General features: G+C 59.2%; 11 protein-coding genes. 7 read left to right on the top strand and 4 right to left on the bottom strand.

Annotated features, from left to right (window positions below; translation table 11 throughout):
- The first annotated feature begins 44 nt into the window (after nt 1–44).
- Complete coding sequence (locus N1689_RS05365; RefSeq protein ID WP_260058179.1) at nt 45–1271, top strand: MFS transporter; 1227 nt, start codon at nt 45–47, stop codon at nt 1269–1271.
- 224 nt (nt 1272–1495) lie between these two features.
- A complete protein-coding gene (locus N1689_RS05360; protein WP_161732341.1) occupies nt 1496–1762 on the top strand; it encodes a hypothetical protein in 267 nt (88 codons plus the stop codon).
- Nucleotides 1763–1806: 44 nt separating this feature from the next.
- Here the strand turns inward: N1689_RS05360 and N1689_RS05355 are convergent, their stop codons facing one another.
- The 4 genes from N1689_RS05355 to N1689_RS05340 all read right to left on the bottom strand — a co-directional run bounded on the left by N1689_RS05355 (nt 1807) and on the right by N1689_RS05340 (nt 6073).
- Entirely contained in the window at nt 1807–2439 is a 633-nt protein-coding gene (locus N1689_RS05355) for a DapH/DapD/GlmU-related protein (protein ID WP_253421887.1), read from the bottom strand.
- A 631-nt stretch (nt 2440–3070) separates the two neighbouring features.
- Nucleotides 3071–4372 carry a sorbosone dehydrogenase family protein gene (locus tag N1689_RS05350; protein ID WP_161732345.1) on the bottom strand — a complete coding sequence of 434 codons (1302 nt, stop codon included), beginning with the start codon at nt 4370–4372 and terminating at the stop codon, nt 3071–3073.
- A 12-nt stretch (nt 4373–4384) separates the two neighbouring features.
- Entirely contained in the window at nt 4385–4792 is a 408-nt protein-coding gene (locus tag N1689_RS05345) for a DUF2231 domain-containing protein (RefSeq protein ID WP_013357848.1), read from the bottom strand.
- A 165-nt stretch (nt 4793–4957) separates the two neighbouring features.
- Nucleotides 4958–6073, bottom strand: coding sequence for an ABC transporter substrate-binding protein (locus N1689_RS05340; protein ID WP_222924039.1), 1116 nt, complete (start codon nt 6071–6073; stop codon nt 4958–4960).
- 346 nt (nt 6074–6419) lie between these two features.
- Here N1689_RS05340 and N1689_RS05335 point away from each other — a divergent pair, with 346 nt between their 5' ends.
- The 5 genes from N1689_RS05335 to N1689_RS05315 all read left to right on the top strand — a co-directional run bounded on the left by N1689_RS05335 (nt 6420) and on the right by N1689_RS05315 (nt 12064).
- Nucleotides 6420–7574, top strand: coding sequence for a mandelate racemase family protein (locus N1689_RS05335; protein WP_260058176.1), 1155 nt, complete (start codon nt 6420–6422; stop codon nt 7572–7574).
- 90 nt (nt 7575–7664) lie between these two features.
- Nucleotides 7665–9296, top strand: coding sequence for an ABC transporter substrate-binding protein (locus N1689_RS05330; RefSeq protein WP_161732352.1), 1632 nt, complete (start codon nt 7665–7667; stop codon nt 9294–9296).
- A complete protein-coding gene (locus tag N1689_RS05325; RefSeq protein ID WP_222924041.1) occupies nt 9293–10324 on the top strand; it encodes an ABC transporter permease in 1032 nt (343 codons plus the stop codon). Before N1689_RS05330 ends, N1689_RS05325 begins: the two co-directional genes overlap by 4 nt.
- Nucleotides 10321–11226 (top strand): ABC transporter permease, encoded by a 906-nt coding sequence (locus N1689_RS05320; RefSeq protein WP_161732354.1) that lies wholly within the window; start codon nt 10321–10323, stop codon nt 11224–11226. Before N1689_RS05325 ends, N1689_RS05320 begins: the two co-directional genes overlap by 4 nt.
- A complete protein-coding gene (locus N1689_RS05315) occupies nt 11198–12064 on the top strand; it encodes an ABC transporter ATP-binding protein (RefSeq protein ID WP_161732553.1) in 867 nt (288 codons plus the stop codon). Before N1689_RS05320 ends, N1689_RS05315 begins: the two co-directional genes overlap by 29 nt.
- Nucleotides 12065–12068 lie beyond the last annotated feature (4 nt).

The raw sequence follows: 12068 nt of genomic DNA, 5'->3' as shown, positions 1-12068 counted from the left end.
TATCGCCAATCCAGTTTCAAATAAAAACCAGAAAGGAAAGCAACATGACCTGTACGATTGGCAAGGCGCATGATCCTGAAGCCGATTCGCCCCCAGCCGCGATCCCGGCGCTTTCGTCCCGGATGATCTTTTTGTTCTCACTCACCTCTGCGCTGGCGGTCGCCAATGTTTACTCGGCACAACCTCTTCTGGAGTCGATCGCCGCCAGCCTGCAGGTTTCCAGCGGCACCATTGGCACAGTGGTAACGGCTAAGCAGAGCGGCTACGCCCTTGGGCTAATCTTTCTGGTGCCGCTGGGCGACTGCGTGAACCGCAAAAAACGGGTGATTACCCAGTTGCTGTTTTCCGTGCTGGCGTTAATCACTGCTGCGGTTGCGCCAGACCTGATGACGCTGCTCTGCGCAATGCTGCTGGTGGGATTCATGGCGGTGGTCACGCAGCTAATGGTGGCGTGGGCCGCCATGCTGGCGTCACCAGAACAGCGCGGACAGGTGGTGGGCAGCGTGACCAGCGGCATCGTGATCGGCATCCTGCTGGCGCGCTTTGTTGCCGGAATGATTGCCGATCTGGCGGGCTGGCGTGCGGTCTATCTGACGGCCGCGGGCCTGTTACTGCTCATTTCGCTGATACTGGTGAAAGTGCTGCCCGCTACAACCGGCCAGACGCCGCGCACCGCTTACCCTCAGCTGTTACTGTCGGTGCGTCGGTTGTTCCGCACAGAACCGCTGTTGCGCAGGCGAGGCATCCTGGCGCTGCTGATTTTTGCGGCCTTCAGTATGCTCTGGTCCCCGATGGTGCTGCCGCTGACCGCCCTGTCGCTGACCGCCCTGTCGCTGACACACACTGAGATTGGGATGTTCGGACTGGCGGGCCTGGCCGGGGCGCTGGCGGCCTCCAGAGCGGGCACATGGGCTGATCAGGGACGGGGGCAACGCGCCACGGGATTCGCACTGGCGCTGCTGACCTTCTCCTGGCTGCCGATAGCCGCGCTGCAAAACGCGCTTCTGCTGCTGGTTTTAGGGGTGATCCTGCCAGACTTCGCTATCCAGACGGTGCATGTGATTAATCAGAGCCTGCTCGTGGCGGCCCGGCCCGAGGCGGCCAGTCGTCTGGTGGGTGCCTATATGTGCTTTTACTCGCTGGGTAGTGCGCTGGGCGCGACTGCCGCCACCCAGCTTTACGCCCTCTGGGGATGGCATGCCGTCTGCTATGCCGGTGCCGCGGTCAGCGCCTGCGCCTTTCTGTGCGGGTGCAGAGCAGGTCAATCATAAAATTACCCTGGTCTGCTGACCATTTTCCTTATTACCGATGACCTGGTGGCGTTCTCCGGGCGGGACAAAGCGCAGATCGGCGCGGTGCGTGATAGTTGCCCTGCGGGACAGGCGCCCCCTCCGGCGGGCGACGTCTGAACCTGCTGCCTGAAGACTTTGGTATACAACGCCCTGCCGGTTCATATAGGTTATTTCTCACAGCCACCCTGTTCCAGGAGGAGCACATGCCGGAGTATTGTTTTTTTAAAAAGGGTCACCAGATTACTGTGCTGGAGAGAAGCGACAGCGCGGGTATGGATCAGCTGTCACAGAGCGGCTACGAGAAACAGTTTGAAGAAGTCACCGCCCCTGATGAAAAGCGTGCGCTGGCGCGTTTTCATGATATTCGAAATGACGAGCAGCACCGGGAGAATGCTTTTGCCCGCGGCGAAGTGTTTGTCGTATTGACCCTGGGACTGCTTAGCGTGGCGGGCTGGCTCTTTTTTAAATAGGCCGGCACGCCCTCAGTCAGCGGGAGAATGGCCCGGGAGGATAATTAACCTTCGTGACGCTGGCAGAACGCTTCGATGTTACCGTGCTGAAAGTCGGGCAGATTCGCGAGCAGTTTCTCCAGTGGCCAGTTCCACCAGGCAATGCGCTGCAGGCGGGCGGCAATCGCAGGCGTAAACCGGACCCGCAATGGCCGGGCCGGAACACCGCCCACCACGCTGTAGGGCGCAACGTTTTTCGTTACCACTGCGCCCGCGGCCAGCACCGCGCCATCGCCAATAGTGACGCCGGGCAGCACAATGACGCCGTGCCCGATCCAGACATCATTGCCAATCACCACCCGATCGGCACGACGGGCAGCAAAGAAGCTCTGATCGCGCCGCGCGTCGGGATGATAATACTCCGGGCAGTAGGTAAAGCGATGCTGCGAGGCGCGGTCCATAGGATGATTCGGCGCACCGATACGCACCTGACTGGCAATGGCGCAGAAACGCCCTACCTGTGTGTCGGCCAGGCAGCAGTGCTCGCCGACATAGGAGAAGTCACCCAGCTCACTGTATTCCAGCGTGCTGTGCGCCAGGATCTCACACTGCTGACCCACGGTGGTTTCCCGCATCCGTACACTTTCATCAATCCAGGTGTGCGTTAATCGGGCGGGCATAGCGGCGGCAATGGACATATTACTCCCGGTCAGGATAAGCAACACCCCGGCGGCGTGCTTTTGCCGCACCACCATACCCACCTTTAATGACAGAGAATTGACACAGAAAAAAGGCGGAGTGGTTAGCTCCGCCTTGTTTCAAGTTCCGGTTAACCTGCGTGACCGGTCAGTTGCATAAGGGCAACGATGATCTGCAAGATGACCCGGATAAGATCCAGAATCAGCTTAGTCAGTTCCATCACTTTCCTTCTCCTTTTTCAGGAGCGCGCTGTTCGGCAACCAGGGCTTTGACTCTACCCGCCGGGCGCCTAAGCACATCTTTGTGGAGAGGGCTGAGCGGCACTCATGGTTAAAGCCACAGGCCAGCACCACCTGATGCCTGCCGGGATTTTAAAACCGTGCCCCTGGGAGCGGCCAGTCGACAATGAGGCGATGCTCAACACTCAACACATGTATAAACATACAGTATTTTGGCGAAACTTGAAATCCTTAGCCGCACATTTTACAATCTTGTTTGTGGAGAGTGCTGAGCACCTCGTTCGCAACGCGGTTACCAGCCGGGAAGCGAACAAAAAAATAAAGGATTTGGCGAGATGCCAAATCCTTTTTTTATGCCTGTTTTAGGGCGATAACTCAACCCGCGCAGAACTTACTTCGCGGCGCTGATACGCCAGATGGTGTTCCCTGCGTCGTCAGCAATCAGCACGCCGCCCTGTTTATCGCTGGCGAGACCCACCGGCAAACCACGGACCTGCTTTTCATCGTCCGTCAGGAAGCCTGAGACCACCGTCTGCGGCTGACCCACCGGCTTGCCGTTTTCGAACTTCACCCACACGACTTTGTAGCCATTCAGCGGCGTCCGGTTCCAGCTGCCATGCTCGCTGATAAACGCACCACCACGGTACTGCGGCATGTTGTCATCACCGTAGAACAACAGGCCCAGCGGCGCGACATGCGAACTCAGGGCATAATCCGGCTTGATCGCCTTCTCAACCAGGTCGGGACGCTGCGGTTCGGCACGGGTATCCACATGCTGACCAAAGTAGCTATAGGGCCAGCCGTAGAAACCTTTATCCTGCACCGAGGTCATGTAGTCCGGCACCAGATCGGAGCCGATTTCATCACGCTCATTGACAACCGCCCACAGCTTGCCGCTCTGCGGTTCCCACTGCAGGCCAGTCGGATTGCGCAGACCGCTGGCGTAAATACGGCTGGCACCGCTGGCCGCATCCACCTCCAGCACCGCTGCCCGGCGATACTCTGCGCCAATGCCGTTTTCGGTGACGTTACTGTTGGATCCGACACCGACATAGAGCTTGCTGCCGTCAGGGCTGGCTAACAGCGCTTTGGTCCAGTGGTGGTTAATCGGTCCGCCCGGCAGCTCCGTGACCTCTTCAGGTGCGGTGCGGATCTCCGTGTCCCCTTCGCGATAGGGGAACTTCACCAGGCTGTCAGCATTCGCCACATAGAGCGTATTCCCAATCAACTGCATGCCAAACGGCGAGTGCAGATTCTCGATAAAGCGGTGCTGCTCCCATTTGCCATTGACGTTGCGCAGCAGCGTAATGCGGTTGCCGCCTGCGCCGCCCTTACCTGACGCTTTCTGCACAATGCCCATAATCAACTGCTTAGGTCGGGTGATCGGTTTTGAGGGGCCGTTGGATTCCGCGACCAGCACATCATTGTTTGGCAGCACGTAGACCTGGCGCGGATGCTGCAGATTCTCAGCAATCTTTTCAATCTTCAGCCCGTCAGCCACTTTTGGCATTTCCCCGGCTTTCCACGGCGTCCCTTCCGGCACCTGCATCGGCGGCATAAAGAAATTCTGCGCCTGCGGCAGTTCGGGGTTCGGTCCGATCTGCTTTTGCGGATCGACCAGCGCACCATCATCACAGCCTGCCAGCAATGCGGTCAGGGTCAGCGCGAGCAGCGTTTTATGCGGTATGTTCATGGTGGCTCCTCCTTAAGCGCTACGCTGACGTAACGCAAGTTGCACATTCGCCAGCAGCAGCAGCGCTACTACCAGCGTCGAGAGCGTTACGCCCAACGGAATCACCGCGGCGGCATCACGGCTGTGAATAAATGCATTGACGATAGCGATGATGATGGCCACCAGCCAGAGCCAGAAATGGCCCTTTTCCGCGCTGTCACTGCCGCGAAACAGATAAACCAGTGCAATGAGACGTGGCACGATGGCCAGTATCAGTCCCAGCGCAATCAGCCAGCCTGCGGCATCCGTCCAGAACTGCACAAAGGTCTGCATGTAGAGAATGTCAAACAGCCAGGCCGCCACAAAAAAGCCCAGCGGTACCGGCTCCAGCAGAGCATACAGCGTCACGGCAAACGCCGATCTTCCCAGGGTATTGCGCATGTTTCTCTCCATTTTTAACGTGAATGCGGACCAGGTCAGATGTCGCGCTGCTCAGAGCAACCGACCCCGCGCCTGTAAAATATTAGTAAATCTGAAGAGAAACAGAGGGTTTATTCAGGAGGAATTGCAAATCAGGCGGATGACGTCCCTGTCATCGCCGGTCAGTCAGGGCTTATCAGCGGGTAAAGTGACCCAGTAGCCTGGCTGGTAAGGCAGCGGCAGAAACTTCTCATGGAACGTGCGGAAAGTGGCATCCGGATCGACATCGGCAAACAGATCGGGATGCAGCCATTTCGCCAGCGTCTGAATCGCCACAAACTGATACGGGCTGTCATAGAACTGATGCCAGATAGCGTGGACGTTGCCGTTGTGTGCCACCGGCAGGGTTTTAAAGGCATCGCGCATCATCAGCGCCTTAAGACGCGCCGTCGCGTCGGTGACATTGGCACCCGGACCGACGCCAACCCATTTGCCCACGGTGTTGTAGTTCTTCCAGTTCGCGCCGGTTACCACCACCACGTCCGGCTGGCTGGCGATAATCTGCTCCGGGTTAACGGTGCCAAAGGTGCCAGGGATCAGGTCTTTCGCGATGTTGCGACCGCCCGCGATCTCCACCATCTGACCAAAGTTTTCATTGCCAAACGACATGCAGCACTCGTCGCTGTAGCCGCCTGCGCGATCAATCATCACTTTCGGGCGGTAGCCGGTAAAGTTCTTCAGGCGCGAAGTCACAAGGTCAATCTGCTGCTGGCGGAAGGTGATAATTTCCTGGGCACGCGCCGGCTTGTTCACCAGTTCGCCCATGATGCGGATACTTTTCTCAGCATTCACCATCGGCGCTTCACGGAAATCGATAAACACCACCGGCACACCCACGGCCTGCAGTTTTTCAATCAGCTTGCCTTCATCAGTCGCCGCTTTCGACTCCAGATTCATCAGCACCAGATCGGGTTTCAGGGTTAATGCCTGCTCGACGTTGAAAGTGCCATCTTTCGCGCCGCCGAAGGTCGGTAATTTTTTAATTTCCGGATAGCGCTTTTCATAGGCCTGATAACCGTCCCAGTCCGCTTTGTGGAGATCATCACGCCAGCCAATCACCCGTTTAAACGGGGCGTCGGTATCAAATGCGGCCAGCAGATAGATCTGACGGCCCTCACCCAGAATGATGCGCTTTGCCTCCTGCGGCACCTCAACCTGACGGCCTGCGACATCGGTAATCATTTTGGCCGAAGCCGTCCCTGCCAGCGTGAGCATCCCCAGCGCTAAAAACCATTTTTTCATGATGAAAACCCGCACAAATGATAATGAGAATTATTAATGTAAAGCGGCGTTACTATCACCTAAAACGGCGTTCAGGGGAAGTCATCCGGTTAAATGTTTTTTGCGGCGAGGTTAATGAGTTAAGTGGCCATGAACCGGGATCCGGATCAGGGTAAAGCGCAGCGTGTTGCTGCTCACAAAACGGACAGCTTTCGTGAATATGCTCACAACACCCTGGGCGACTGCACACATATTAGCCATTAATCGTATCGATTTGGCCAATGCGTTAACGAATTGTGAAGGCTAGATTAAAAATGAAACAGCGTTTTAATAATCCATCAGGAAAGCCAGCCACAGGAGTATAACCGTGAAGATCAGCGCCATAGATGTCACCCTCTTTACCTATCCTACCCGGCGCGTTGCCGACAGCGCCGGCCACTCCCATCCCGGCCCGGAAAATGATGCGCAGATGGCGCTGTTGACCCTCAGCAGCGAGGATGGCGATTGCGGCTACGCCTTTGCGCCGCCTGAAGTGGTGCGATCTCATGTCGTTAACGCCTTCTTCCGCAAGGTGCTGATCGGTCAGAACGCCTTTGACCGCGAGCGGCTATGGCAGGATCTGGTGCACTGGCAGCGCGGCAGCGCCCATCAGCTCACCGAGCGTGCGCTCTCCGCTGTTGAGCAGGCGCTGTGGGATCTCATTGGGCGCAGGCTGAAACAGCCGGTGCATAAGCTGCTTGGCGGCTATCGCGAGAAGATCCCGTCTTACGGCAGCACCATGTGTGGCGACGAAATGAGCGGCGGTTTATCGACGCCGGATGAGTACGCACAGTTCGCGGAGAAGCTGGTGGCACGCGGCTATCGGGCAATCAAGCTGCACACCTGGATGCCCCCGGTCGCCTTTGCGCCCAGCCCGGCCATGGATATCAAAGCCTGCGCCGCGGTGCGTGAAGCGGTTGGCCCGGATATCGCACTGATGCTGGACGGCTACCACTGGTACAGCCGCAGTGACGCGCTGACCATCGGCAAGGCGCTGGAGAAGCTTAACTTCACCTGGTTTGAAGAGCCGATGGAGGAAGAGAGCATGGCCTCTTACGCCTGGCTGGCGGACAACCTCTCTATCGACGTGCTCGGCCCGGAGAGCCTGGGCGGCAAACATCACAGCCGTGCCGACTGGGTCCGTGCTGGCGCCTGCGACATTCTGCGTGCCGGGGCCAATGGCGTAGGCGGCATCTCCGCCACGATGAAAGTGGCCAGTCTGGCGGAAGCCTTTGGCATGGATTGCGAAGTTCACGGCAACGGCGCAGCCAGCCTGGCGGTAGTCGGGGCAATTCGTAACTGCCGCTGGTATGAGCGCGGCCTGCTGCATCCCTTCCTGGATTATGAGACGCCGCCTGCGTATCTCAACAGCCTGATTGATCCGATGGACGATCGGGGCTTTGTCACCCTGCCCACCCGCAGCGGGCTGGGAGAGGATATCAACTTCAGCTGGATTGAGACCCACACGCTGAACCGCTGGTAATGAAGTACGGCAAACAATAATAACCCCGTTGCCGCGTAGCCCTGATGATGCGGTAAACGGGAAAAACCTCTGACCTGCTGGACTTTACCTATGACCCTGACACAACGATGTGGCGCGTGGCTGATCACGCTGCTGGTGCTCACGGGCAGCGCGTCAATCCAGGCAAAGACCCCGGATGACCAGCTGATCGTCGGCATGAACATGAACAACCTGCTTACCCTGGATCCGGCCGCGATGACCGGCAACGAGGTGGTCGGTATTGTGGTGAATCTTTATGACGGCCTGGTGGAGCTGAATCCGCAGCAGCTCACCGAAGTACGCCCGGCGCTGGCGGAACGCTGGTCAGTCAGCCCGGATAACCGCACCCTGACCTTTCACCTGCGCGACAACGTCAGGTTTCACTCCGGCAATCCGCTCACCAGCGCCGATGCGGTCTGGTCTATGCGTCGCGTGCTGCATCTGAATCTGGCGCAGGCGTCGGTGTGGAAGTCCTACGGTTTCAGCCGCGACAATGTGGACCAGATGGTCACCGCCCCCGACGACCGCACGCTGGTGATCACCCTGCCTAAACCCAACGATCCGCAGCTGGTGATCTACTCGCTGGCGGCGCTGGGCAGCATGGTGGTGCTGGACCGCAAAACGGTGCAGCAGCATGAAGTCGATGGCGACTGGGGCAACCGCTGGCTCACCACGCATGAAGCGGGTTCCGGTCCGTTCCGGCTGGATGTCTGGCAGGCAAAAGATGTGCTGCGCATGAGTCGCGCGACAGACTACTGGCGCGGTGAGGCGAAGATGTCGCGGGTGGTGTTCCGTCACCTGCAGGAATCGCAGACCCTGCGGCTGATGATGCAGAAAGGCGATCTTGATATCGCCAGCAACATGGCGATCCCCGACGTGCGCGCCCTGCGTCACGATCCCGACCTCACTATTAATGCCGTCAGAAAAGGGACAATCTACTACCTGGCGATGAGCATGAAAGATCCGCACTTCGACAATAACAACGTGCGTGAGGCGGTCCGCTACCTGGTCGATTATCAGGGCATTAACAAAAGCCTGATGACCGGCTACGGCGAACTGCATCAGCGCCCGATACAGGCGGGGATGCCCGCCACGCTGCCCGATCCCGGTTACCGGCTTGATGTGCCGCGCGCCCGTGCGCTGCTGGCTGAAGCCGGCTATCCGGACGGCTTCGACACTACGCTGCGGGTGCTGGCCGATCAGCCGTTCCTGAATATCGCCATCGCCATTCAGTCAACGCTGCTGCAGGGCGGCATCCGGGCAAAAATCATTACCGGCACCGGCAACCAGATTTATGGCGCGATGCGCGATCGCCAGTTCAGCCTGCTGGTCGGACGCGGTGGCAGCGGCGTCGAGCCGCACCCCCACTCCAGCCTGCGCGCGCTGGTCTACAACCCGAACAATGCCGACAGCGCCCGGCTGACCAACTTCCAGGGCTGGCGAACCGGTTTCTACGACGCGCAGCTCAACCGCATGATCGATCAGGCGCTGGTGGAACGCGACAAAACCCGCCAGCAGCAGGCCTATTTCGCTATCCAGCAACGCTATGACCAGCTGGTGCCTGCGCTGATGCCGATTTCACAAATGCTCGACTCCGTGGTGGTCAGTAACCGTGTGCAGGCGTATCAGCCGCATCCTTCTGCAACGACCTTCCTGCGCGACGTCTGGAAAACGCCTGAAGCCCTGGCGGGAGGCACACCATGATGATGACCCTGACACGAAATCAGTGCCGCCGCATCAGCCATCGCGCGATGCAGGTGTTAATTACGCTGTTCGGCCTGCTGCTGCTGACCTTTTTTATTGGCCGGGTGATGCCGCTGGATCCGGTGCTGGCGATAGTCGGCCCCGACGCCGACCAGGCCACCTATCAGCAGGTCTACCACCAGCTTGGCTTTGATAAACCGCTGTGGGTGCAGTTTGGCATCTATCTCAATGCGCTGCTGCATGGCGACCTGGGCCACGCGCTGCTCACTGGCCAGCCGGTAGTGCATGACATTCTGCGCGTCTTTCCCGCCACGGTTGAGCTGGCCACGCTGGCAATTGTGATTGGCGCAGGGCTGGGCGTCCCGCTGGGCGTGCTGGCGGCGGCGCGGCGTAACAGCGTCATCGACTATCTGGTACGGATGCTCAGCCTGGCCGGTTACTCCACGCCGATCTTCTGGGTTGGCATGATGGGGCTGCTCCTTTTCTATGCCCATCTCGGCTGGGTTGGCGGTGCAGGACGTGTGGACTTCAGCCTGGATGGCATCGTGCCGCGCCGTACCGGCTTTATGCTGATTGATGCCCTGCTGGCGGGCAACGGTCAGGTGTTCCGGAATGCGCTGAATCATCTGGTGCTGCCCGCCTCGCTGCTCGGCTTTCACTCCATGGCTTACATCAGCCGGATGACGCGCAGTTTTATGCTCGCGCAGTTGTCGCAGGAGTTCATTCTGACCGCGCGGGTCAAAGGTCTGACCGAATGGCAGGTTATCTGGCAGCACGCGTTCCGCAATATCCTGGTGCAGTTGCTGACCGTAGTGGCGCTGGCCTATGGCTCGCTGCTGGAGGGTGCCGTGCTGATTGAAACAGTCTTCTCCTGGCCCGGTTTTGGTTCCTATCTCACGGGCAGCCTGATGCTGGGCGATATGAATGCGGTAATGGGCTGCGTGCTGGTGGTGGGTCTGATCTTTGTGCTGCTTAACCTGATCTCCGACCTGCTCTATCAGGTGTTCGATCCGAGGACCAAAGTATGACTATCTCGTTTGATGCTGCGTCTGTCAGTCCTTCCCGCGAGCGGCTGGCGCGCTGTCGGCGGTTTGCTGCCCGCTGCGGCACTTTCCTCTGGCGCATGGCCTGTAATCCCCTGACCGCCATCGGCGGTGGCATTGTGCTGCTGCTCTGCATCGTAGCGCTGTTTGCCCCCTGGATCGCACCGCATCACCCGCTGATTCAGGATCTGGACAACGCCCTGATGCCGCCCGGTGCGGCCCACTGGTTCGGCACTGATGAGTTTGGCCGGGATATCTTCAGCCGTCTGGTGTGGGGGGCGCGCATCACGCTCTACATCGTGCTGCTGGTCTCAGTGACCGTCGGGCCGCTGGGCCTGCTGCTGGGCGTGACCGCGGGTTACTTTGGCGGCAAAGTCGATGGCGTGCTGATGCGCGTCACCGATATCTTCATCTCCTTTCCCAGCCTGGTACTGGCGCTGGCGTTTGTGGCGGCGCTGGGTCCGGGTCTGGAGCATGTGGTGATTGCAATTACCCTCACCGCCTGGCCACCCATTGCCCGTCTGGCGCGCGCTGAAACGCTGTCGCTGCGCCAGGCGGACTTTATCTCGGCGGTGCGTTTACAGGGTGCGTCGCCGCTGCGGGTGCTCTGGAAGCACATTATTCCGCTCTGCCTGCCGTCGGTGATTATCCGCATCACCATGAACATGGCGGGCATTATTCTTACCGCCGCCGGGCTGGGATTTCTCGGGCTGGGCGCGCAGCCGCCGGACCCGGAATGGGGCGCGATGATCGCCAGCGGCCGCACCTACATGCTGGAGTGCTGGTGGGTGGTGACCGTGCCCGGTCTGGCGATCCTGATTAACAGCCTGGCATTTAACTTCTTAGGAGATGGCCTACGTGACCTGCTCGATCCCCGCAGTGAGTAACGCCTCGCCGTTGCTCGACGTGCGCGATTTGCACGTGAACTTTGTTAACGGACGCCAGATCACCCCGGCGGTGCGCGGCGTCTCCTTTCAGCTCGGACAGGAGAAGCTGGCGATTGTCGGCGAGTCCGGCTCCGGTAAATCGACCGTGGGCCGCGCCCTGCTGCACCTGCATCCGGCCAGGGCGCGCATTGAGGCGAGCCGGATGCAGTTTGGTGATATTGACCTGCTGCACGCCAGCCCGGCACAGATGCGCGCCATTCGCGGTAAACGCATCTCCATGATTATGCAGGATCCGAAATATTCCCTGAACCCGGTGATTCGGGTTGGCGAGCAGATCGCCGAAGCCTGGCGCAGTCACCATCGCGACCAGAAAGCGGCGGCCCGTCAGCGGGCGCTGGCGATGCTGGAAGAGGTGCAGATCCGCGATCCTGAACGGGTTTATCAGCTCTATCCTCATGAGATTTCCGGCGGTCAGGGGCAGCGGGTGATGATCGCCATGATGCTGATCACCGAGCCGGAACTGGTGATTGCCGATGAGCCGACTTCTGCGCTGGATGTCTCGGTTCGCCTGCAGGTGCTGGCGCTGCTGGACAATCTGGTGAAGGCGCGCGGGCTGGGGCTGATTTTTATCAGCCACGACATCAGTCTGGTGCGCAGCTTCTGCGATCGGGTGCTGGTGATGTACGCCGGACGCGTGGTGGAGTCGCTGGCCGCCAGTGAACTCGATCGCGCGCAGCATCCCTATACCCAGGGATTGCTGGCGGCACTGCCCGACCTTGATCACCGCCGTACACGCCTGCCGGTATTACAACGTCATGCCAGCTGGTTGACGGACTAAGGAG

The sequence above is a fragment of the Pantoea sp. XY16 genome, from assembly GCF_025153065.1.
Lineage (GTDB): Bacteria > Pseudomonadota > Gammaproteobacteria > Enterobacterales > Enterobacteriaceae > Pantoea > Pantoea alfalfae.
This window is presented reverse-complemented; position numbering and strand designations above follow the sequence as displayed.